18 protein-coding genes are annotated in these 25214 nt (G+C 42.9%); 8 read left to right on the forward strand and 10 right to left on the reverse strand.

All coding sequences use genetic code 11. The features are described from left to right. Positions 1–60: 60 nt before the first annotated feature. Positions 61–4572 (forward strand): UvrD-helicase domain-containing protein, encoded by a 4512-nt coding sequence (locus IPZ60_RS03540; protein WP_194196489.1) that lies wholly within the window; start codon positions 61–63, stop codon positions 4570–4572. A 74-nt stretch (positions 4573–4646) separates the two neighbouring features. After that, a complete protein-coding gene (gene recD, locus IPZ60_RS03545) occupies positions 4647–6845 on the forward strand; it encodes an exodeoxyribonuclease V subunit alpha (protein ID WP_194196490.1) in 2199 nt (732 codons plus the stop codon). A gap of 116 nt (positions 6846–6961) precedes the next feature. Here recD and IPZ60_RS03550 read toward each other — a convergent pair whose 3' ends face one another. Together IPZ60_RS03550 and IPZ60_RS03555 are read right to left on the reverse strand one after the other, a co-directional pair. After that, entirely contained in the window at positions 6962–7525 is a 564-nt protein-coding gene (locus tag IPZ60_RS03550; RefSeq protein WP_194196491.1) for a hypoxanthine-guanine phosphoribosyltransferase, read from the reverse strand. 102 nt (positions 7526–7627) lie between these two features. Next, positions 7628–8296, reverse strand: coding sequence for a hypothetical protein (locus IPZ60_RS03555; RefSeq protein ID WP_194196492.1), 669 nt, complete (start codon positions 8294–8296; stop codon positions 7628–7630). 316 nt (positions 8297–8612) lie between these two features. Between IPZ60_RS03555 and IPZ60_RS03560 the strand changes: the two genes are divergently transcribed. The 3 genes from IPZ60_RS03560 to IPZ60_RS03570 all read left to right on the forward strand — a co-directional run bounded on the left by IPZ60_RS03560 (position 8613) and on the right by IPZ60_RS03570 (position 11946). Next, a complete protein-coding gene (locus IPZ60_RS03560) occupies positions 8613–10304 on the forward strand; it encodes a carbon starvation protein A (protein WP_194196493.1) in 1692 nt (563 codons plus the stop codon). A 218-nt stretch (positions 10305–10522) separates the two neighbouring features. After that, entirely contained in the window at positions 10523–10789 is a 267-nt protein-coding gene (locus tag IPZ60_RS03565; protein ID WP_194196816.1) for a cory-CC-star protein, read from the forward strand. Between the two features lie 140 nt (positions 10790–10929). Further along, positions 10930–11946, forward strand: a complete 1017-nt coding sequence (locus tag IPZ60_RS03570; protein ID WP_194196494.1) for an ArsA family ATPase — start codon at positions 10930–10932, stop codon at positions 11944–11946. Between the two features lie 71 nt (positions 11947–12017). Here IPZ60_RS03570 and IPZ60_RS03575 read toward each other — a convergent pair whose 3' ends face one another. The 3 genes from IPZ60_RS03575 to IPZ60_RS03585 all read right to left on the reverse strand — a co-directional run bounded on the left by IPZ60_RS03575 (position 12018) and on the right by IPZ60_RS03585 (position 16062). Beyond that, positions 12018–13577, reverse strand: coding sequence for a DUF3482 domain-containing protein (locus tag IPZ60_RS03575; RefSeq protein ID WP_194196495.1), 1560 nt, complete (start codon positions 13575–13577; stop codon positions 12018–12020). Positions 13578–13614: 37 nt separating this feature from the next. Further along, positions 13615–14589: a sterol desaturase family protein gene (locus IPZ60_RS03580; protein ID WP_194196496.1), complete on the reverse strand. Its 975-nt coding sequence runs from the start codon at positions 14587–14589 to the stop codon at positions 13615–13617. A gap of 63 nt (positions 14590–14652) precedes the next feature. Beyond that, positions 14653–16062 carry a DUF2868 domain-containing protein gene (locus IPZ60_RS03585; protein WP_194196497.1) on the reverse strand — a complete coding sequence of 470 codons (1410 nt, stop codon included), beginning with the start codon at positions 16060–16062 and terminating at the stop codon, positions 14653–14655. A 553-nt stretch (positions 16063–16615) separates the two neighbouring features. Between IPZ60_RS03585 and IPZ60_RS03590 the strand changes: the two genes are divergently transcribed. After that, complete coding sequence (locus tag IPZ60_RS03590) at positions 16616–17362, forward strand: SDR family oxidoreductase (RefSeq protein WP_194196498.1); 747 nt, start codon at positions 16616–16618, stop codon at positions 17360–17362. A gap of 64 nt (positions 17363–17426) precedes the next feature. Here the strand turns inward: IPZ60_RS03590 and IPZ60_RS03595 are convergent, their stop codons facing one another. From IPZ60_RS03595 to prpF, 4 genes are all read right to left on the reverse strand, one after another. Next, positions 17427–18053, reverse strand: a complete 627-nt coding sequence (locus IPZ60_RS03595) for a GNAT family N-acetyltransferase (protein WP_194196499.1) — start codon at positions 18051–18053, stop codon at positions 17427–17429. Positions 18054–18162: 109 nt separating this feature from the next. After that, positions 18163–20010: an ABC transporter ATP-binding protein gene (locus IPZ60_RS03600; protein WP_194196500.1), complete on the reverse strand. Its 1848-nt coding sequence runs from the start codon at positions 20008–20010 to the stop codon at positions 18163–18165. A 34-nt stretch (positions 20011–20044) separates the two neighbouring features. After that, positions 20045–20398 (reverse strand): Imm51 family immunity protein, encoded by a 354-nt coding sequence (locus IPZ60_RS03605; RefSeq protein WP_194196501.1) that lies wholly within the window; start codon positions 20396–20398, stop codon positions 20045–20047. 125 nt (positions 20399–20523) lie between these two features. Continuing rightward, positions 20524–21777: a 2-methylaconitate cis-trans isomerase PrpF gene (gene prpF, locus IPZ60_RS03610; protein ID WP_194196502.1), complete on the reverse strand. Its 1254-nt coding sequence runs from the start codon at positions 21775–21777 to the stop codon at positions 20524–20526. A gap of 104 nt (positions 21778–21881) precedes the next feature. Between prpF and IPZ60_RS03615 the strand changes: the two genes are divergently transcribed. Both IPZ60_RS03615 and IPZ60_RS03620 read left to right on the forward strand, forming a co-directional pair. Beyond that, positions 21882–22103: a hypothetical protein gene (locus tag IPZ60_RS03615; RefSeq protein ID WP_068404729.1), complete on the forward strand. Its 222-nt coding sequence runs from the start codon at positions 21882–21884 to the stop codon at positions 22101–22103. Between the two features lie 17 nt (positions 22104–22120). Further along, positions 22121–22411: a type II toxin-antitoxin system RelE/ParE family toxin gene (locus IPZ60_RS03620; RefSeq protein WP_194196503.1), complete on the forward strand. Its 291-nt coding sequence runs from the start codon at positions 22121–22123 to the stop codon at positions 22409–22411. A 109-nt stretch (positions 22412–22520) separates the two neighbouring features. Here IPZ60_RS03620 and acnD read toward each other — a convergent pair whose 3' ends face one another. After that, positions 22521–25154: a Fe/S-dependent 2-methylisocitrate dehydratase AcnD gene (gene acnD, locus IPZ60_RS03625; protein ID WP_194196817.1), complete on the reverse strand. Its 2634-nt coding sequence runs from the start codon at positions 25152–25154 to the stop codon at positions 22521–22523. Positions 25155–25214: the final 60 nt, after the last annotated feature.

Consider the following 25214-nt stretch of genomic DNA (forward strand, 5'->3'; position numbering starts at 1 on the left):
GCCTCTAATTAGTTTTTGCTATCTTGTTCTAATAAATAATAATTAAAAGTATCCGCCCATATGACAGACTTTACTTCTCCAACTAATATCATTGACTTGTCTACACAACCGAACTTATTCGATGAATATTCAGATGAGCTGCCTTACTCGGCTGCTATACCTGAACGTAAAGCTGATGTTATACCGGCAGTCGATGTTGATCTAACGGGTAAGCACCTGATTGAAGCCTCTGCTGGTACTGGTAAGACTTGGACGCTGACTGGTATTGTACTACGCCTACTGATTGAGGCGCGACGTGCGCCAGAGCAGATCATTGCCACGACTTTTACACGAGCTGCCGCTGCCGAAATGCGTCAGCGTATCCACGATCGTTTGGTAGATTTTTATCAGTTATTACAATGGGTCAATAGCCTAAGTGCTGATACTAGCAACAAAGAGAGTCTCTATCCCAACATACTACAGGTCATGCCTGAGGGTAATAAAGATACAAAAGCAGGCAATAATTCAGACGTAGATGCAAACGTTGAAACAGATATTGATGATTTAAATCAAGACCTTGCTGCTGATAAGCAAGCGGCGGCAGAGAAACGTAAACAAGCAAAAAAAGACCGCGAAGATTGGCTGGTTAATCAGGCCAAATATGTGCGCTTAGATGGCATCATGCAAGATCCTATTAACTTGCATCTCGTCGGTTATTTGCTGAATCACGTGTACAGTTACCCAATGGCGGAAGCTATCAGGCGTACCGCATTGGTACTAACCACCCTAGACAAGCTATTCGTAGGCACGCTTGATAGCTTGGCGCAAAAATGGTTGACGGAGTACAGTAGCGAGACTGGTCACCAGCAGGGCATGGGCATTATTGAAGACAGCAGTATTGAACAAGTTACCGATAGCATTGTTCATGATGAGCTACGTCAATTTCAGAGCCGCTTATACTATGAGCAGCCTAAACTCTATGCGCTAATGGATCAGCAAGGTAAGCTGACTGCAGTTGGCGATCATAAGAAATATGTGACTCGATCGCTTAATTTTATCTCTGCGCCGATTGATGAGATAAGGCATGAGAAAAGCTTTGACTTTGATACATATGAAAAGCTAATCAATGAGTTTTCTCAGTTAGATTTAGCAGATATCCAGCCTTACTTAAATCCTGATTATAGAAAGTCTCAAGGATTTCGTGGTGGTTCCAATTTAACCAAACAGTTTGATGCCATTATTGAAGTGCATCAAAAGATATCAGATTATCAGCTGACATTTAACAGCTATTTAAATGAGAGCGAGAATAAGATTTTGACATCATTGCAAGATGCCAGATATCCAGATGAAGATGGCAAAATCAAGAACTTTAATAAGAATAAAGAAAAAGAGCATCAGACGCTTTTTGAGCTAGAGACCATTAGCAAGTTAATGGCTCTCTTAGACATGCTGGACAGTTTAAATCAGCATATATTGTTGGTATTAGCCAATCTTAACAGTCATATTGTGCTGGCTGTGCGTAATAGACTACCAGTCATTTTAGAAGAGCGCGGCGAGACGACCTTTAGTTTGCAGATGGTACGCTTAAACCAAGCATTGACTGGCCGCCAAGGAGATAAGCTGGCGCGTTATATTCGTCATCATTATCCAGTGGCGTTGATTGACGAGTCGCAAGATATCAATGGCGAGCAAGCCATTATGATTGAAAGCATTTATTTGCCAAAGAACAAGCGTAAACAGTCGGACAGTGACAAGCAATCAACCACTAAGAAAGCCAATCATGAGTTTCTGCTATTGGTGGGTGATCCCAAACAGGCTATTTATGGGTTTCGTGGTGGCGATGTGGCCAACTATAACTACATGAAAGCCCAGTTTGATAAAAGCGCTCTTTGGACGCTTGATATCAATCGCCGTTCAAATGCCGGTGTGATTAACGCATTGAACTGCTGGTTTGGTATGGCTGATGCAACAACTGCTGAGAATAAGCTGTCGCAACTAGGAACTGGTATTCATTACCAGCATATCAAAGCAGCAAAACCGGAATATGAGCTGTCTTGGTTTAATGAGTCAAATAGTCTGGATGATGTGCTGGTGACAGAGGTGCTTTCTGCTCAGCCAGTGAGCTTATTGCACCTGCCTTATGATAAGGACAAAGAGTTTGATTATGATGAGCATGAAATAACAGCTCGCCATATAGCCACTTTGCTTAATAGTGGTCAGACACTTAAAGGTAAACCGATTCAGCCCAGTGATATTGGGGTGCTGGCACGTGCCAAAAAAGATCTGAAAAGGGTCGAAGATGAGCTGGTAAAACTTAATGTGCCGACCTTGACTACCAGTGATGTCAGCATCTTTGAGACTATTATGGCAGAAGATGTGGCGGCGCTACTAAGTGCCATGCTATACCCGTATCGTCATGACATGATTAATCGGGTGTTGACCAGTCATCTATATGGACTGAGTATTAAAAACATCAAAGCCATGATGACGGACCATGAGTCAGGCATTACTGAGGGCAGCAGTACAACAAGCTTCCATTCACAAAACTCTAATTCGAAAGACCTCCCAGCCAATGAAGCTACGGATAATAAAAAGAGCTATCAAGACTTTATTACCTATTTAAAAGAAGGTGCACAGCATTGGCAGCACTTTGGCATATTATCAGCGCTACATTATTTATTAGATAAAAGCCCTGTGCAGCCGCAAGGCGTTTGGCAGGCCTTAGCTGCACATCCAGAAGGTGACCGTCATATTATGGACTTGCGTCATGTGATGGACATTTTGGCGCAGTATGGTCTAGGCATGGGTGAACATGAGCTACTAGCTTGGTTCAGGCAGCATATAGATGCAGCGCCTAATAGTGATTGGGCTAAGCAATATCCGCTACCGACAGAGTCTGGTGTGCAGCTAATGACCATTCATAAGTCAAAGGGGCTTGAGTTCCCTATTGTCTATGTATTGGGAATGGGTGATGCCAGTAGGAAGTCTGGTAATAAAGAAGACTATGGGCTGTATTTATACAACGCGCAACAAGCGCCTTCAGCGTTAGTACAGCAGTCGCTAGATAGTCAATCGACGGGAAATCAGCGCCGCTTCTCACCACTGCAAGGCTCTGCCACGGTCGAGGATTACTATGCTGATATCGAAACACAAGAAGGTTTTGATGAGATAAGACGGCTTGGTTATGTGGCATTTACTCGGGCCAGTGAGCAGCTTTATGTGGTGCTGCGAGATCCAAGTAACAAGACAGGGTTTGAGCTAAAGCCAGTGTTTTATTGGTTTGAATCGCCAGAAGCAAAGTTCGAGCTACCAGATAGGCTCAAAGGCATCGTAGGCATGCTCAGAGGGTATAAGGTTAATGAGTTTTATGACAATAATTACGCCAACTCAGCAGGCGTAAATGACAGTGCTCAGCTAGCCGCAACCAAATCAAGTGCTCATAAGCCTACAACAGAGGCTATTGAGTACGCGCCATTTTCTGAGGTGATGAAAACCAATTATTTTTATGGTTGGGCTAAGACCAGCTTTACGGCTTTGGCACGTCAGCTAGATGAATCTACACAAGCAATGGCGATAGTGGATGAGCGTATTGATGATGCGATAGACATTGATATGACAGAGTCTTCTGTTTCGGACCTCTCTTCACTGAATAGCAAAAAGTCTATCGAACAAGACAGTGAGCTAAGCCTCAAGTCAGAAGATGATATCCGCTTTACCTTTGTAAAGGGTGCTAATGCCGGTACGTTCTTGCATGAGATATTTGAACAAATAGACTTTACCAATAAAGCCCAGTGGCCTCAGATTATTGATAGAGCGATTAGTAGCTATCAGTTGCCGCTTATATATAGCAGTGCTGAACAACAGAGCCGCAGATCGCAAGGCAACAAACAAAGAAATAGCGATGGGTTTGATCTTGAGTCAATAGACACAACGAAGCATGAGGCGTTAATTAATTGGATTGAAGAGGTGCTACATGCACCGCTACTATCTTCTAATCAATCCTTGATTTCTCTTGATAAAGGTAAGCGATTTGCTGAGTTAGAGTTCAATATGGGGTTGTCAGAGAACTTCAAAGCCCAGGATATCAGTAGGCTTTTTCAACAGTATTTACCTGATGAGACAGATAAACACGTCACTCTAGTTCCGCAAAACAAGGCACATCTATATCGTTATCTGCGTGGTGAGATTGACTTAGTGTATGAGCATGCTGGCAAGTATTACGTGGTCGATTATAAGAGCAACTTCTTAGGAAATAGCCTAAGCGACTATAATGAAAATACGCTCAAAAAAACAATGTCTAAGGCGGGGTATTGGCTACAAGCAGCGATTTATCAAGTGGCTTTACATCGATTCCTTGCCATGAGAATCAGTGATTATACGGGTAACGAAGATAAGTACTTAGGCGCTGTAGAGTATGTGTTTTTACGCGGTGTGTATGATCCAAATGCTAAAATAGCTGACACTACCTCTCAAGATAATAATAAACCCAGCAGTAACAACTTAGATAATTATGGCTGCTATGGATTGGTCACTTGGAATATTCCCATCGACTTTGTTAAAGGTTTAGACGCACTATTTGGCACGCCAGATTAATAAAATTTATATGACAATTAGATGGGCAAAAATTGTTATAACATTTAATCAGATCAAAAAGAGACAAGCACACGATGAGTAATAATAATAACAACAAGAGCAAGTCAGCCATTAGCTTACAAGAGAGTTGGGCCAATAATCTCAGTGATTATATTTTGCTGCGCCGTCAGCAAACGCATGTAGCGTATAACGTGACAGATATAAAGGTAGAGGCTGAGAGTAAGCATATCGGTAAGACAGAGGATAATGGCTTATTTACGGCTCTATTCATTATGTTGGCCACTCATTTGGAGGAGGGTCATACCGTATTGACCATTGAGGCAGCTGAGTATGACACACCGCTACAAGGTCAAATCAATGGTGAGTTGGTCGCACTATATGCGTGGCAGCAAAACTTACTAGAGATGATGGCAACGCCGATACTCACATTGATGGATGCTCAAATAGACACGCCATCAAAAGATGATTCTTCAATTGAGCTGCCATTATTTGGCTCATTAGATGCTTTGTTTAGTAAGCGAGCTCAGCTATGGGCGCAGTTAGCACTTAGCAGTCATGAAAGAGAAATGATAGTCAAACGGTTTGATACAATAGTTATGCTATATCAGCGCCTAAAAAATACGGACTTAAAGACTTTCCTTCAGTTAATTCACGAGCATGAGTTATTTTCTGACGTCAATATAGATAACAGCAATATTGAGAATAGCCTAAGCAAAAGTAAGCCTATCATATACCAAATACAAGAACGTCAGGCTGATAATGAAACAAAGCTAACACTCACCTTTTGGTTACACCGTGCTTGGCAAGCAGAGTTTAATTTAGCAAAAAATATCAACAATATCTTAAATCAGCAAGTAAGCCCTTTACAAATAGCAATGCCTGAAAATCTTCATGAACACCAAGTAAAGGCGATCAATGTCGCTAATAATAATGCGTTTAGTATTATTACTGGTGGCCCAGGCACAGGTAAAACATATACAGTCGCTCAGTTAGTCATTGCGCTGCAACAAGCGACAGAGAATGGGGGAGATGGGGTTGAACATATTCGGTTCAGTACGGACAGTGCCAGTCTGGCATTGGCAGCACCGACTGGTAAGGCTGCTCAGAGAATGCAGGAGTCTCTGCAGGCGGCTCTAGACGCGGCGAATGTTAAGCTGCAGTTGCAAGAAGCAAAAACCATTCATCGCTTGTTAGGTATTGGGCGGACAGGCAGGCCTCGTTACAATGCTGATAATCCATTAGGGGAAGATATCATCATTGTTGATGAAGCATCCATGCTCGGGGTTGAGCTGGCCAATTATCTTGTGAGTGCGGTAAAACCGGGTGCAAGGCTGATACTATTGGGCGATGCGAACCAGTTAGCAGCAGTAGATGCAGGGGCTGTACTGGCTGATCTCTGTCGTATTCCACGACTACAAGCCATTCATGCAGAACTAACCGAAAGCCGGCGATTTAGCGCAGAGTCGGGAATAGGAAAGCTTGCCTCTCAAATTAATAAAGTAGAGGTAGATACACAAGCCATTTGGAAGTTGTTAAGACAAGATGAAGCGTTGAGCTTTCAATATGTCAATACGCTACAAACGGAACCTATATCAAATGATAAAAAAGAAAATAGCCTAAGTAATAAAAGCTTATTATCAAACATCAGTAAAGATTACCATCCATACGTAAGTAAAATCCAAAATTTACTAGGAAGTCCAATAGAAAAATCCATGCCAGAGTCGGTGAAAAATACTATAGCGCTATTAATGGCAATATTTAACCAATTTAGAGTCTTAAGTGCTGGCCATAATGGCGAATGGGGTGATCATTATATTAATAATTATCTCACTCAGTGGCATCTTTCTGAGCTAAAGCTGCCATTAGGTCAAAATACATGGTTCCATGGTAGACCTGTTATGATTCTACAAAACAACTATGAGCTAGGATTGTTTAATGGTGATATTGGTTTTTGCTTGCAGACTAGCGATGATAGAAGCCGACTAGAAGTGTTTTTTGAGAATAAAACACAAGGGATTGCGGTCAACTTGCTAAATGAAGAGGTGATTGCCACTGCATATGCGATGACCATTCATAAATCACAAGGGTCTGAGTTTGACCATGTGGCCGTTACTTTTGATAATAGTCATGCAAGACTACTGAGTAAGGAGCTTATCTATACAGCTGTGACTCGTGCTAAGAAACAAGTGACCATTTATAGTACTAAGCAGGCTTTTGAACGCGCTGTCAAAACACCAACTGAGCGCCATACAGGTTTGGCATTACAGTTTTAGTCGCTATCGTGAATTGACTTTATTCATGACACAATACTTCATCGCACAATAAAAAAAGCATCCAAATTGGATGCTTTTTTAGGATTTAAATGCTTTCAGATACTTAAATATAGGGCTTAAACTTTGTCTTCTTTGATAGCGTAAATGCCTGGTAAGTGACGTAAGTAGCCGTGGAAATCCATACCACAGCCATAGACGTAACGGTCAGCGACATTGATACCAACAAAATCAACGTCAAACCCTTCAACTTTACGATCGTGTTCTTTATTGAGCAAAACACACGATTCTAGTGATAAAGGCTTTTCTTTACTTAGTTCTTCAACGACTGTTTTTAAGGTAATACCTTCGTCAAAAATATCATCAATCAGTAATACGTGCTCACCCTCGATGCTAACATCAGGTTTGTATTTCCAATCTAACTCATTGGTACCTTCGTTATCGCGATAACGTGTCGCATGGATATAATGCATGCGATGGTAGAAGGTTAGGTGAGTCAATAACTGGCCCGCTGGGATAAGTCCGCCATTCATAACAACCATGACGATTGGGTTTAGACCAGCATAATGCAGGTTAAGTTGAGCAGCAAGACGTTCGTAAGCAGCAGCAACTTCGATACTGCTGATAAGGCACTCTGAGTTGCGTAATGTTTTTTCGATTTCTTGGTTACTGATTTGGGTCATCGGATGCGCCTTCGGTAAAAAGTGCCGCTTATTTTAGCAAATTTTAGTGAAATTTCCCAATAGCATATGACTTTTGGGGCAAATTTAATCTAATACTGGGGCTTATTCTGGTTTTTCTACGATAAAAGGGCGATAGTAATTCGCTAAACGGTTTAATGAGTTATCAGGTAAGTCGGGCAGTAGCTTATTCAGTGCCATACTCATACCTTTATCAATGGCAGCTTTAGCGACTGGCACTGATTTTCGTTTAATCATACCCAGCTTCAATGTTTCGGCATAGCGACTAATGAAATGCGTCAATGTTTGGTCATTCATCGTTTCGAGTGCTGTTTTAAATGCTTTTACATCTACGTGATCAGGGGTAATGGCAGAAAACCCTTTATCGATCAGTTGACCATCTGCCTCAGATAATTTGAAGCCTACTCGTGTTACCCCGTCATTATCAATAAAAGTCGCATGATCTCTCAAAAAGTGAAAGCTAGGGAGTACTTCTTCATTGTTTTCTTTACCGAGTAAAATATTGAGCAGTGTATCTGCTGTTTTTTCAACGGTAACAACTATCTTCTGCATAGAGGCTTTGCGTTCAGGATTTGGTGTAATCTCAACCAGTCCAACCAGTAGATTGTCGATCAAATCACGTGCCGTTTGATGGGTGAGTGCATCACGATAAGGGTAGTAGTCTACGGTCTCATTTGAAGCAACGACTTGTTCGGCTTCCTTCACCAATACTTTTAATTTATCTGAGGGTACGAATCCAAAATAGTGCGCCATGATGCTTCCTTTGTTCGCTGTTTCGATGGTTGCCTGATGTTATATCTATCATTAAATAAGTACTACTTTTACAGGATACTTATTTAAACCTGTGCCGAGTATTTACTCAAAATTTATCACAATACGTCTCATTTAGTGACTTTTTATAATTGTACAGTCTAGGTTTTTTAGCTAGTAATCATATTAAAATATCGCTATTATTCTGCTACAACGGGGTGGGCTGCTCGCGGCACACTAATTTATCATATTTTAAATATTTTGATTTAAAAAGCTTGAACTCATAAGGCTATATGCCACTTGTCTAGGGAGAGATAAGATGAATAGTGCTATTGTACTACTATTTGGCGTCGCCGCCATGCTCTGCGGTTACGTGTTTTATTCAAAGTTTATCGCTACAAAAATTTTAGCACTGGACGACAGTCGTCCCACGCCAGCTCATACCATGAAAGACGGTATAGACTATGTCCCCACCAATAAATATGTATTGTGGGGACATCATTTTACATCAGTCGCAGGGGCCGCACCGATTATCGGTCCTGCAATTGCCGTGATATGGGGTTGGTTGCCTGCCATCATTTGGATTGTGTTCGGCACAATCTTTATGGCGGGCGTACATGATATGTCGGCTATTTGGGCAAGTATGCGTAATAGAGGCCAGTCAATTGGTTCTATCGCTGGTACCGTTATGGGTACCCGTGTGCGCAGTCTGATGATGATCGTCATCTTCTTGTTATTGCTGATGGTCAATGCTGTATTTGGCGTTGCTATCGCTAACATGATGATAAAAACACCATCTTCTGTATTACCAGTTTGGGGCGCGCTAGTCGTTGCCTTTATCATTGGTCAGTGTATTTATCGCTACAATATGAATTTGGTTTGGGTATCAATTATCGGGGTAACTGCGTTATACGGACTTATCTATCTTGGTCCTATGTTCCCTATTGTATTGCCTGAGACTATTTTCGGGTTACCTGATAATGCCGTATGGATTATTATCTTGTTTGCCTATGCAGCGGTTGCTTCGCTATTGCCTGTATGGATGCTATTACAACCACGTGATTATATTAATGGTTTACAGTTATTCGTTGGTTTGATTTTATTATATGCTGCGATTTTTATCGCGACGCCTGATATTGTCGCGCCAGCTATTAATACATCATTACCAATGGACACACCTTCACTGATGCCGTTGTTGTTTGTCACGATTGCTTGTGGTGCTATTTCAGGGTTCCATGGTTTGGTCGCGACAGGTACGACTTCTAAGCAGATTGACAAAGAAGGAGACGTTCGTTTCGTTGGTTACTTCGGCGCATTGGGCGAAGGTATGCTCGCACTGGGTGCCGTTTTAGCCGCAACCGCAGGTTTTGCTACGCTTGGTGATTGGGAAGCAGTTTACCAAAAATTCGGCGACGGTTCGATTGGTGCCTTTATTGATGGTGGTGCAACCATCTTGAATGCTGGTGTTGGTATTGATATGGTGCTATCACAGACCATGCTTACGGTAATGGCTGCATTGTTTGCAGGTACTACGATGGATACTGGTGTACGTCTGCAACGTTATATCTTCCAAGAATTTGGTGAGATTTATAAATTGCCTGTACTTAGTAAAAGTATTGTCGCAACATTGCTCGCAGTCGGAACTTGTCTATTATTAGCATTTGGTGCTGGTGGTATTGATGGTGCTGGTGGTATGGTTATCTGGCCACTATTTGGTACAACCAATCAGTTAATGGCTGCCTTAACCTTAATGATCGTAACGGTTATCTTGTTACGTAAAGGCAAACCTGTCTGGTTTACCTTAGCGCCGTTGTCGTTCCTATTGGTCATGACCGTATTCGCACTATTGATTCAGCTTAAAACTTTTTTCACGGATGGAAATTGGCTGCTTATCATTATGGACATCATCATTTTGATAGCGACTATTCTAGTCACGTTTGAGAGTCTATCTGTATTGCGCAAAGAATGGTCGTTACATAAAGGTAAAGGCAAAATCGAAGATGATGCCTAATATCTGATACCTAATAAGTGTCAATCATTTAAGTGCCATCGAGTATTTAATTAATAGGCCAGTACATATATTGTAAAAAATAAAAAACGCTAGCAGCCATTGCTGGCGTTTTTTGTATCAAATAGGCATGATAGATAACAAGACGTAGGAGATGAAAAGTTATGGACGATACCAATATTTCAAATAATGCTAAACCAAGCGATACCATATCGAACGATATGCCAGATATTCAGCCATGGTGGAAACGGTTTACTGCTGGGCTAAATGAGTTTTATCATGCGCCATACCGTCAGACGATGGCACGTGCAGCACGTGATGAAGAAGATTTTTTTATGCTACTCATGTTTGCTGAGAGTTTAGGTATTGATAATCCTGCCAGCTTTTATACGCTAGAGTTGCAGCCTTTATTTTTAGAAAACTTCCACGAATGGCATACTAGAATGGGCATGGATAGATGTCCCTTTGACCACGTTGGATGTTGCTAATAGCAGCTATAGTCAAAGAACTCTAAAATGGGTACAAGGCAGCCGACTGCAGATTGTACAAGTAGTACATCTAAGGAGGATAACGCCATAGCGGTTTAGTATTTCACCGACTATATATTGATTAAAAAAGAGAGATAAGCATGGCATTACATTCTTTACAGGCATTGGTAGAGCAACTAGTAACACAACCGATTATATTTATCGGTGGAAAAGGCGGTGTGGGAAAGACTACGACTGCCGCTGCACTTGCCAGTTACTATGCCAGTCAACAGAAAAAGACCTTAATTGTCTCAACCGATCCAGCACACAGTTTAGGCGATGTATTAAATGTTCGACTGAAGAACGAAAAAACAGTGATATCACCTTATTTGGATGCGATTGAGCTAAACCCTGACACTATCGTTGATGAGCATTTTGCACAAGTTGAGCGCACCATTACAGCCTATGCTAATCCAGATATGATGCCCAAGATTCGAGAGCACCTGAAACTATCAAAATCAGCACCAGGCGCACAAGAAGCGGCGATGCTTGAGTCTATGTGCCAGCATTTAGTGAACGCTGCAGATGCAGATTACGATCACATTATTTTTGATACGGCACCAACAGGTCATACTTTGCGATTACTGGTACTACCAGAGATGATGGGTGCATGGACGGATGGACTGCTCGCACAGCAGCGCCGACAGTCTAAATTGCGCTCGGTGGCAAATCACTTAGACAGTCACAATCAAAAAAATGATAAAAATGATGTGGCAAATCCATTTGCAGCAAAAAAATCCGACCGTTGGGAGCAAGCTGTATCTGTGTTAGAAAAACGCAAGCAGCTATTTCGTCAGGCAGGAGTACTGCTTCATGACCGTACCCAAACAGCGATTGTATTGGTCATGACCGCCGACGTATTGCCATTAGCTGAGACCAGACGAGCAATCAAACAGTTAGAAGAAAGTAAGCTCACGCCAGCAGCGATAGTCATCAATCAACTAATAACGCCTACTCAGTCTGATGATTTTTGGCAGCGTCGAGCAGATAGGCAGCAGCAAATTATGCAAGATATAGAACAAAGCTTTACCAAGTATCCGTTATATCCAATTTATCTGCAGCAAACAGATGTACGCGGCACTGCTGCACTCAGTGCTTTATTGCGACCAGTACTATAAATATTCGAGAATTTCGAGAATAACGCTGGCAGTTACTTTATTTTCTATGTTTGTAATTATGATCAGTTTGGCTAGTCATGATTATACGACTGCAATTTAGCTGAAAGCGACCATGCCATATCTGCTCGTAACAACTGAGCTTGTTCGGATTTTCCACTACTAAGTGATGACCATTGCGGCTTGCCACGTGCTTTTTTTAACTCACTTGGTAATTTATGCGTTGGCCATGGCGTCACTAAGTTGTCGTCTTCATTTTGATCTGATTCAACGTTATTTTTTTCGCCTTTATATATCAGTTGGGTCGCATCTGTTGCAGCATGTCCACGATGACGTAGTGCCGTGAGTAAATCTATCGAGCGAGTGGCCAGTAATGTCAACGTAGCAGGATCAATATATAAGCGTTTTACCCCTGAGATCCTATCAGCAATGCTACTTGTGTTAGACAATAACCCTCCTGCAATGCCACCAATTGCTGCACCCAACCCCAATGTGGTGCCTAATGCTGCTGCATCAACACCTAAGCCTAATAGTGCGCCGGCTGCTACCCCAGAAGTCGTGCGTATGCCGTAGCTCTTTAACAGTTCAGGGTCAAATGGATCTTGTTGGTAGGCCTGCAATTCAAGTGGCGTGGCAGCAACTGCATTGTCATAAAACTTATATAAGTTAAGCAGATTATGCTGCATAGCACGCTCGCTTTGGCGAACAGCTTCCTGCATTTGTGCCAACACTGGCATAGGATCGTCGCTGTCATTAATCTCACGAACGAAAGCGGCGACATTGATCAGAAAGTCAGCAATGATAATATTTGCTTCATCACTCAGTTGTGCCCAGTTTTCCGTCCGACGCTGCATCAACTGCTCAAGCATCTCAGAGTGGGTAAGCATGGTGGCAAGGTTTTGCCATAAGTGCATTTCATCTTCGAACTCAAAAGCAACCGAATCAAAACGCGTGGAAATATGCAAGTTTCGTCTTGCCAGCATCGTCTGCCATTCGTCGATATTGGCATCTTGACTGTCCGTGAAATTAAAGACAGGCATCACAGGAATAGCAGACCAAGACAAAATAGCCAGCTCATCTTTATACTTACCTAACACTGGCTCACGCGCATCAACGACGTAAATGGCCATATCGCTTGCCAGCAGTTGCCGAATCACTTTGGCTTCTTGGCTATAGTCATAGTTGTCTGAATGGTCTACACCTTGAGCAATATCCGACGCCAGAAACTGCTGTAAGCGTTCAATACCATCACGCCGACTGGCTGTATTATCTTCTAACCAATCCATCAATCCTGAGGCATCTTCTAGACCAGGCGTGTCATATAGTGCCACTAAGACTTCGCCAGTTTGGCTATCTGTCAGTTGCGCCTGCTCGACATGCCGTGTGGTGGCAGCCTCGTTTTTAACTTCACCAAAATAAACGTCACGTAACAAGGTGCGCAAAATAGACGTCTTACCAGTATTGGTATGACCAACGACCGCCAGTTTGAGCGCTTCACCACTGGCTACCGTTTTCTTAGTCATCGTGGCATCAGCAGTAACAGCATCAGGCGCTACTGCATACCCTTTATCCGCAAAGAGTTCAACTGGTTTGTCATTGTTTTTATTATTATCATAATTGTCATCGTTATTCATAATAGAATCTTATATTAATGAGGAATATTCAAAAGCGTTATGCGGCACTGGGTGGTCTGAACAATACTTTTAACTTCTGCTTAAAACCTTTGGCACGAAAGACACGCTGCCACATACGATAAAACACTCCAAAGATTAAACCAATAATATTATCGTGACTGGCTTCACCAACTGCGCCGTATTGCACGGGATTATTGATGGTATCTTCTTCTACATAAGTACCAAACCAGCGATCAAAAACAATAAGGACGCCGCCGTAGTTTTGGTCAATGTATTCATCGTTGGTACCATGATGAGCACGGTGATTGGAGGGTGTATCAAAAATATACTCAACCCATTTCGGAAATTTACCAACGGTTTCGGTATGGATAAAAAACTGATAAATAAGATCAAGCGCGTAAAAGAAAAACACCCACACGGGATGCACACCAAGTAGCATTAATGGCACAAAGAATAACCACCAACCTGTGACTGAGTACAGTAAACTTTGGCGCATCGCAGTGGATAGGTTCATATTATCATCAGAATGATGCAATACATGGGCAGACCAAAACCAATTCATCCGGTGCGAGGCACGATGGAACCAATAATAGCTAAACTCAACCGCGATAAATATAGGAATAGCCGTCAGCCAAGTGACCTCAATGGTAAACAATCGATATTGATATAACCATAAACAGATGGGTATGACGATAAGTGCTTGTACCACTAGCTCAAAACCCAAGTAAGAGCCACCCAAGCTAAAGTTGGTCATCGCACGTCTCCAACTGAAGCTCTGACCATTACCGCGCTTAGATTGATAAAACCACTCTGCTAGGAATAATAAGAAAAACGGTCCACCTGCCAGCGGTAATAGCCACTCTTGCCAGTGCGCAGGCAAAATACTTGTTAGCATTGGGTGCCATGACTCAGGAGAAATGGTCAAAATCGTTTGATTCAGAGCCTCTTTATAACCATCCAATATCTGACCATATTGACCTAGCGTCATCAGGTCGTTATCTGCTGCTGTCATACTGGACTCCTTTCCATTATGAGCTATCCTTATCCCTACCAGTGAGCTTTGAAATGCCTTTCTCTAACTCTCAGCATCCACCAAACCGATTTTTCGAGCAGAAAGCGCTGTCTGCCATTGCTGATAGCGAACGCCTTGGTTTTCCACTTGTTGTTGTGATGCCGAAGCATTTGCAATGTTTGAAGTCTCATTATTCAGGTGATTGGCAGTCGGGCGAGTATCACTAAGCAGTTTTACAATCAGTCCCTCTGTTGCATGACTGGCAATCTGATCAAGCTTACGCAATGTGCCACGGTCAGGCAGCGCTTTATTATGAATACCCAGCACAACCTGTACTGGGTGACTGTCTAAATACGTCTTTAACCGTGCCATATCGTCACGATCATCTAATATGCCAAAATTTTCCACATCACCTGCAAGTGTGTTATCAAGACCTGATTGCCACCAATTATCTTGCTCGGTTGGGTATTCAAGTAGCGCAACCAGTTTCTTGCCAGCACTCACGGTTGCTTTTGGCGCGACAGGGGCAGGTGCTTCATTAAAATCATCAGCGTCCACTACATGACGTTGCCAAAAATTCAAAATCTTCTGATAGTAGGGCAGTTTGATATCCAAACGCATTTTTTTACGGCGGAACATCAAAGCACAAAACGCCCAAGCAATCGCTCGTGGTACGATGCCATACATCAGCAAGCTACCAACCAATAACCCCGCCCATTGCCGTGCGACAGATAGTGGCATGGCATCTGTCACCAATCTACTCTGTGCGATAGCAGTACTGTCCGGCACCCCAAACCCCACCATACTAGGTAGCCAGCCCAATACATGAGTCAAAGTAATAAGTGCTTGATCAGACAATAAGGTCGACTCCCAACTAAAGCTGTACTGGCGCACAACCAATAAAAATACAATCGCCAGTAGCATACCGGTCAACGTTGCTAGCCACAATTGATGGCTAAATCGACCGAGATACCATCGCATACCACTATGCTGCAATTGACGTTCGTACAAGTTAACCGCGGCCTTGGTCACATCATCTTTGCCACGTATTAGGTAACTGGGACTGACAAAACTGGCAAACCAATTAGAAGATTGCTTGCCTTGATTAATCAGCGTCATGGCCAGCCAACCCAACAGCATAATAGTATGAAACCCTAATAGACAAACCAGCACGTAAAAGAAGTTAACCACATTAGCCTGTAATAGCGTAAACAGCCCTAAAAATCCTGAAATACACCACACCACGCTCATCACGACCATGATGCCTTTGATACGGCCGTCAATTTTACCCAAAACTTGTGCCAACGCACCGTTACTATCGATACGTGAGGCTCGGCGATGCAGCTTTTGGATGGGTTTGCCATCTTCGCCTTGCAGTTTTTCTGTGATGAGTAGCGGGTCAGTGGCAAACACATGCTGCTGCGTCTCAAGCGTGCGTACCAACTCAGTCAATTGGTCTTGGGGTGATAGCATAATGCGATAACATCCGTATAAAAGCGTTGATTTAGAATGGTCATAATTGATTATTGTAGCGTATATATAGGGTCTGTTGAACACTCAAATATTAGGGCTGCTGATTGCTAAAATTGCACCAGACTAGGCGCAAGCCGACGATGATGTCCAGACCTTAGCTAGGAATTGCAACAACGTTTGGAGTGATTTTAGCGTCAGCCCTTTGGGGCAGTACTATTTTTTGCCAATATATGGCGAAATTGTTTTACCTAGAATGACTAGGCATCAAAAATTTCACTGCATACTGTCTAAAAAATAGTAACTGCCAGCACCACATTTGAATGTTCAATAGACCCTAATAACGATAGCCTCTATATCAACGATTTTATTTTTAAAAAAATTGAATCCATAAAGGTCTTATAGTTGGCGGGCTTCATTCGTAACTACCCACCCTTTAAACATTTCCATCATGGTAAAGACCATAAAAGTACGCCAAAATGAACCGTATATACGACAACAAGAACGATAAAGTTTATAAAAGCTCAGTCAAAAATAATCCAAAAAAGGAATCGTCATGAATAATAAAACCTATCTAATTATCGGTGGTACAGGTGGCATTGGTAAAGCCATGATAGAGCAGCTAACCGCCAGTACAACACCGGACACGCTTGTCTTTGCTACTCACCATAAGAATATACCTGATTTTGAAGCACCCAACTTACATTGGATATCGATGGATGTCTGCGATGAGAGCAGTATCGAGCAAGCGGCTGACATCATTAAGCAGCAGACCACTCATATCGATTGGGTCATTAACTGTGCGGGATTATTGCATACTGACACGCAGCAACCGGAGAAAGCCCTACGTCAGATGGAAACTGATTTTTTCTTACAGAATATGCAAGTGAATGCCTTAGCCAGTTTGCTGATTGCCAAGTATATGAAACCACTACTGGCAAAAGCCACACGTAGCCATGACACGCCCGCAATTTTTGCGACGATATCAGCGCGAGTGGGTAGTATCAGTGACAATCAACTGGGTGGTTGGTATAGCTATCGTATGAGTAAAGCGGCACTCAATATGGGGATGAAAAATCTGAGTATCGAATGGGGAAGGTCGCTTAAAGACGTATGTGTGGTGGTCATGCAGCCAGGAACGGTAAACACGCAACTCTCAGCACCTTTTCAGAGTAATGTGGCTGACGGACATTTATTCTCGCCAGCCTACAGTGCAGAGTGCTTGCTAGAAGTATTGAGCAATATGACCGCTACTCAATCAGGCAGTTTTGTAGATTGGGCTGGAGAGTCCATACCTTGGTAGTCTTAACAATGTTTTCACAGTATTGATGCTCTATATATTAAGAGTTAAGAGCATCAATATTGATTTAGGTCATCAAATACAACAAGCCTAGAACAAATAAAGCCGCCATAATCAACAGTAAAAAGCTTAGTACTTTACTCGTCGTAGAAGACGCACCTGTACTTTCTTTTTTTACTTTAACTTTTTTGACAACGTGCAGAACCATTTTTACATGTTCAATATTGTCTTCGAGATAATGCTCACCCTCTGGTACAAACCCTAGAGATTCGTAGAAGCCAATCAAGTAAGCTTGTGCAGAGATAATGATAGGGCGCTTTTTACCATATTTTTTACGGCAATGTGCAATAGCCTGATTCATCATCTGCCGTGCTAAACCGTCCCCCCGATGCGCTGCTAATACCAGCACTCTGCCAATAGAGGACATAGCGGTGTCGCTTACTTTGGTCGTCGCATCGGATGATGATAAATTAGACCGTAACTTATTAAATTCAGGCGGGATAATGCGGCAATAAGCCACCAATGCCTCGTTCTGATGTGCAATCAGATGCAGACAATCAAAGTCCAGCTCATCCATATCTTGATAAGCACAGTTTTGTTCGACCACAAACACTTGTGAGCGGGCTTTTAAAATATGATATAGGTCAACGGAGGTTAGCTCATCGAACGTTTTAATAGAAAAGGTACAGGTCATAATTAAGCAGCTTTTAACGAATTGATTATTGAGGTTAAGTACAATATTAAATAATGGTTAAACATTGGAACGTTTCAAGTAATGCGCATTATAACGATTTAAGTACGTATTAACCATGTAGGGTTTGACTGATTTTATCCAAGTTCAAGCTATCAGACATGGCGCTAAAAATCTCAAAATACTTACCACGTTTTTTATACAGTTCTTTATGCGTGCCTGTCTCTACCACTCGGCCATTTTCTATCACCACCAAATCATCGGCATCAATGATTTGCGCAATATTGTGCGACACAATAATCACAGTTCGATCTTCTTTAATTAAATCCAAGCTTTTTTTGACTTGTTGACTGGCAATTGCATCAAGGCTGGCCGTGGGCTCATCCAAAAATACGATGGGTGGATCCTTTAAAAACATTCTTGCCAGCGCAATACGTTGCTGCTGACCACCAGATAATGATTTTGCCTCGCTCTCATAACCCTGTGGTAGCTGAATTACTTGCTCATGGATAGAGGCTTTTTTGGCAGCAGCTACAATGTCTTCATCGCTCGCACTCATGTCACCATAACGAATATTTTCCCCAATCGTACCTGAAAAAATATGGTTACTTTGCAATACAAGCCCAATTTTTTGGCGCAATGCCTGCGTATCATAGTCGTCTAAATCATGACCATCTAAGCAAATACTGCCCGCGTCTGGCGCATAGAACTTCACCAACAAGTTGATAATAGTGCTTTTACCAGCGCCACTCAGGCCCACTAGTGCAGTAATACGGTTGGGTTTTATGGCGAAACTGACATCGGTTAAGGCCTTTGTGCCATTAGGATAGGTAAAATCGACGTTTTTGAGTTCAATATGACCTTGCAATTTATCACTTTGTAAACCGCCAAGGGTTTCAATTTGGCTGTCATCTTCTAAAATATCGAAGAAGCCTTCTGCATAAGTTAAGGCATTATTGATTTGGTCATAAATGCGATGCAGCTGACGGATGGGGGCAGCGACATTTTGAAACAACATGACATGAAACAAAATCATACCGATGGTCATCTCACCCTTTAAGACAAAATACGCGGTAAGTAAAATAATGACCACCACGCCAATCTGTTCGATAAAAGTTTTGATGGCATCGTAAATAAAGGCAATGCTACGAATACGCAGCTGATTGTCAGTCATGTCTTTTTGAATGACTAAATGCTTCTGGGCTTCGATTGGCTCACGTACAAAAGATTTGACCACACTGATGGCATTAATCAACGAGATGACCAAGCCGCTTTTGGCTTCACGATAGCCGCGCATTTGTCGCCGAAATCCTTGTAAACGATTGGCTTGTTTTTGACTGATAAAGAAATAAATGGGCACAATAATAAGCCCGACCATACCTACCCAAAAATTGGTCGAAAACATGATAACAAGTGACACAATGGCACTGGCAAATAGCGGCAGCATATCAATAAAAAAGTTTTGTACCAAAGTGGTGAGACTACTTACGCCTAGATCGATACGGGTTTGTAGTTTGCCACTGTCGTTATTGCTACTGGTATAAAACGACATGCGATAGGTTAATATCCTCTCGACCACCTTTTGAGACAAATCCCTTGATAGGTTGATGCGGATTCTTTCACCAAAATAGCGCTGCCCAAACGAGATAAAAATGGACAGTAGCTCTTTTATGAGTAGTACGGCGCTAATAATACTCAGCATACGTACACCAGCTGCCCAAGGATCAGTAAGAGTAGCGATATCGGTTAAGGTATCTACGGTGTAACGCAAAACAAAAGCATTGACCTGTGCGGTAAAAGAGCCGAGTACAGTCAATACTAAGGTCAGTAAGATTAATGCTTTGTAAGGTGCAGCAAACACGGCTAACTTTTTAAGGATAGACCACAGCAAAGCGCCCCGTTCTACTTTATTGGTGGGCGGCTTGTTATTAAGTGGCACACGGCGCGGTGGTGTTGGCATATCGAAAAACAAACCTAACGTTTACGGTGAATTTTTAATCTAGCTCAGCTCGCAAAAATAAGTCAGATATCAGTTTGTCATCTTCACACGCTTGCTTAAAAGCTAAAATGAAAGCGCTTAAGGCCTTTTTATCTGAAGAATAAGCCACAAACATGCTGCCTTCTGGATCGAACTTTACTAGATTGTTCCATTCAGAATGCTGTTCTTGCAAAAATACAGCGGCTAAACTTCCCCAGTCATAACCGTTGCCTTCAAACCCTTCATCTGCACGTGTGGCGAATATATCCGCCTTATAAGAGCCGACGTCACTCAAACATACAGACGCGCTATCTTCATGCTCTACCCAAAAAAAAGGGCTGATTTTTTGCTCAAAATCTAGATCACTCATGATGCTATACCTTTTGATATTAAAATCTCAGAATGTATAGCATATTATCAGAATTATCGGAGAAAGAGAGTGGTTCATCCATTTTAGATATGCGATATCATGATTGGCAACCTATTATTATCGATCTAAAATGCATCGGCTGGCACAAAAACCTCACCAACCATTATACGGCGGGCTGAGCGACTCATTGATACTTTTTTTGCCTGCCAGCGGCCGTCGACTTGCTCTGTTTTTCCACCGACCAGCAACGTACCTGATGGGTGACCAAAACGTACTTCATCGAACTTCTGACCACCAGCGGCCTCATTTACTAAGGTGCCTTGTGTGGTTGCCGCTGCTGCAATGGCGACGGCTGCTGTACCCATCATGGCATGATGCAGTTGCCCCATACTCATGGCACGTACCACCAAATCAATCTCGCCAGCATCGACCGATTTACCACTAGAGGCGGTATAGCTCTGTGCTGCGCCTACCCAAGCGACTTTAGGAATGTGTTGACTGGTTTGCGCCTCGCTCACATTTTTAAACAAGCCCATCGCTACACCGCCTTTGGCACGGATTTTCTCAAGTTTGGTAAGTAGCTCGTTGTCACCATTGATGTCACCTTGCAACTCAGTACCCGTAAAGCCTAAATCTTCTGCTTTCAGAAAGATGGTCGGGATGCCTGCGCTGATAAAAGTGGCTTTGACGCTGTCGGTAGTTAAACCGTAGCCAGATACATCGAAGTCATCGACCAAGTTACCAGTGGGGAACATATCGCTAGTGGCATCCACAGGATCAATAAACTCAATTTTGACTTCAGCAGCAAGGAAGGTCACACCATCTAATTCAAAATCGCCCGTCTCTTGAACTTGTACTTTGTTATTTGCGCCTTTATAGACTGGCACATGGGCAATGATGGTTTTTCCGATATTTTCTTGCCAGATACGTACTTCACAAATACCGCTTTCAGCATTGTCATTGATGCTGTTATTGATCTTGTCAGCATCAACCAATCCCATATTAATGGCACAGGCACCAACCGCTGCGGTTAAATTGCCACAGTTTCCCGCCCAGTCAATCATAGGTTTGGCTATATTGACTTGTCCAAACAGGTAATTCACATCGTGATCTGATTTATCAGAGGCCGATAAAATAACCGTCTTTGAAGTGCTAGAGCTACCATTACCCAACCCATCAATTTGTTTGCCGTAAGGGTCGGGGCTGCCTATGACACGTAATAAGAAGTTATCACGTGATTCACCAGCGACTTGGCAACGCTCTGGTAGATCCGATAGTTTAAAAAATGTACCTTTGGAGGTGCCACCGCGCATATAGGTAGCAGGAACGGATAGTTGCGGGGCGAAAGCTGTTTTATTTTTTGAAGTTACTTGGGTCATTACATGGATTCCTTTTTTATGCTTATTAGAGTGATAGTCGTTGATATAGTATTTTTGTGGTAAAATACCACAAGCGTCAATATTTTTTGAATATGGAGAATTTTATGTCCACTGCAAGCATACGTCTCAATAAAGCATTGGTTGATAAAGCCTATGCAATATCTAAAGCACAACATCGCACCCCGCCAAAGCAAATAGAACATTGGGCAACCATTGGACAAATTATGGAAGACAATCCTGATCTATCTTATGAATTTGTTCGTCAGCTTTTGATTGCGCAAGCAGAAGTGGATGCTGGTATGGTTGAACCTTACGAATTTGGATAATGTATTTTGGATAAACAATGACTCAGTCTTTAAGTATTGTTCAATCACATAGTTTTAAAAAAGCGGTTAAAAAATTACATAAAAACCAGAAAGCTGATTTAGATAATGCTGTACGTACCATCATTGACGATCCTGATATAGGTGTTCAGAAAGTAGGCGACTTATCGTCCGTACGTGTCTATAAGTTTAAAATGCTAAAGCAGTTAACATTATTGGCTTATATAATTGATGATGGTCAGCTTGTCCTTACCTTGTTAATGGTTGGCACACATGAGAATTTTTATCGTGATGTTAAATTAATGCTTTAATAATCGCTATAAAGCATTAGTCTCATTATTTGTCACATCTAGAGACTAAAAAACCGATGCCATATCTCCATATAACATCGGCTCTTTGATTACTCAAAACATACAATACTTAGACAATATCTAGCGTACCTTCGATAAACTCTTTAGCAAAACGCTGTAGCATACCGCCTGCATTGTACATTTTGACTTCATCAGCAGTATCAAGTCGGCAGATAATAGGCGTCTCAGTGGTGCTACCATCAGCACGATGGATCACTAGAGTCATCAACCCGCCAGCAGAAACTTCGCCAGTCACATCAAACACTTCGGTACCATCAATGCTTAAGGTCTCGCGAGTAACGCCTTCTTCAAACTGTAACGGTAGCGCACCCATACCCACTAAGTTTTGACGATGAATACGCTCAAAGTCCTCAGCGACGACCACTTCTACACCAGCGAGACGTACACCTTTGGCAGCCCAATCACGGCTTGAGCCTTGACCATAGCCGTCACCTGCGATGATGATGAGTGGCTGCTCACGGTTCATGTAGGTTTCAATCGCTTCCCACATGCGCATGACTTGACCTTCCGGCTCTACACGCGCCAGTGAGCCTTGGATAACCTCACCATCTTCATCGCGCACCATTTCGTTCAATAGTTTAGGATTGGCAAAGGTGGCACGTTGTGCGGTTAAATGGTCACCGCGATGGGTGGCGTATGAGTTGTAGTCCTCGGCAGGCAAGCCCATGGTATCTAAATACTCACCAGCAGCTGATGCACCTAAAATTGCATTCGATGGCGACATATGGTCGGTCGTGATGTTATCACCCAACACTGCCAACGGACGCAAACCTGTTAGCGTATTCTTTTTCGCCATTTTACCTTCCCAGTACGGTGGGCGGCGAATATAGGTCGTCATTTCACGCCAGTCATACAGTGGACTTAACGCCTTACCCGTGTCTTTTTTGGCTTCATCAAACATAGGGATATAAACGGCATTGAATTGCTCAGGCTTAACTGCTTTGGCTACAATGGCGTCAACCTCATCATCATCAAACCAAATGTCTTTTAGATAGACATCATTGCCTTGTTGATCTTTGCCCAATGAGTCTTTTTCGATATCAAAACGGATGTTACCGGCGATAGCATAAGCGATAACCAGTGGCGGCGATGCCAAAAATGCTTGCTTGGCATATGGATGAATACGACCGTCAAAGTTACGGTTACCAGACAATACAGCCGTGGTGAACAAATCATTATCGATGATTTCTTTTTCGATATCAGGGTCCAGTGCGCCACTCATACCATTACATGTCGTACAAGCAAAACCAACCACGTCAAAGCCAATCTCTTGTAGCTCAGGCATCAACCCAGCTTCTTCTAAATACATTTTTACCGTTTTTGAGCCGGGTGCTAATGATGATTTCACCCAAGGTTTTCGTAACAAGCCTTTGGCGTTGGCGTTACGGGCGACGAGGCCTGCTGCTACCATATTTCGTGGGTTAGAGGTATTGGTACAGCTGGTAATTGCGGCGATAATCACGGCACCATCTGGCATCATGCCATCTTTTGGTTCTGGTAGCTTTTCATCAGCGCCATGAGCGATACCTTTGGCAACCAAGTCCGTAGTCGACACGCGTGCATGCGGACGCGAAGGGCCTGCCATATTACGTACGACTGCTGATAGATCAAACTCAAGCACGCGTGCGTATTCGGCTTTTTCCATGCCGTCAGCCCATAGGCCAGTTTGCTTGGCATACTGTTCGACCAATTTGATCTGAGCCTCAGAACGACCGGTTAGGCGTAGATAGTCGATGGTTTGCTCATCGATATAGAACATCGCTGCGGTGGCACCATATTCTGGTGTCATGTTGGAGATAGACGCACGGTCGCCGACGGTTAATTGGCGTGCACCATCACCGAAGAATTCAATGTAAGTAGATACCACACCGGCATCACGCAAAAACTCAGTCATTGCGAGTACCAAATCCGTACCGGTAATGCCTTTTTGCAGTTTGCCCGTTAGTTTGACGCCAACGTAATCAGGGAGGCGCATATATGATGGATTGCCCAGCATGACGCTTTCAGCTTCCAATCCGCCTACGCCGATGGAGATAACACCCAACGCATCAACCATTGGCGTGTGGCTATCCGTACCAACTAAGGTATCGGCAAAAGCGACTTCTTCACCCGCTTTGTTTTTTACCACTTGTACCACGGGTGACATTTTCTCTAGGTTAATCTGATGCATGATGCCATTACCCGGTGGTACGACATTCACATTGTCAAAAGCGTACTGACACCAGTTGATGAAATGAAAACGGTCATCATTACGGCGCTCTTCAATGGCACGGTTTTTCTCAAATGCATCTACTTCAAAGCCCGCGTGCTCAACGGCTAGTGAGTGGTCAACGATGAGCTGAGTCGGCACGATTGGATTTACTTTAGATGGGTCACCGCCTTGTTCAGCGATGGCATCACGTAGGCCAGCCAAATCGACAAAAGCGGTCTGACCCAAGATGTCATGACATACCACGCGGGCAGGGTACCAAGGAAAGTCGAGGTCTTGTTTGCCTTCGATATGTTGCTTTAGCGCATTGGTTAACTCTTCTGGTGGGCAACGGCGAACCAAGTTTTCACACAATACTTTTGAGCAGAATGATAGCTTGTCATACGCACCAGCTTCGATGTTTTCGACAGCCTCACGGGTATCAAAGTAATACAAATCGGTATCGGGAAGTGGCTTTTTAAAGGGTTCATTCATTGGTTGTACTAGTGCATTGTCCATAAGTCACCTTTAGCGGTTGGCTGGTTGGAATGTGGG

The organism is Psychrobacter sp. NG25, from assembly GCF_015234355.1.
Taxonomy (GTDB): Bacteria; Pseudomonadota; Gammaproteobacteria; order Pseudomonadales; family Moraxellaceae; genus Psychrobacter.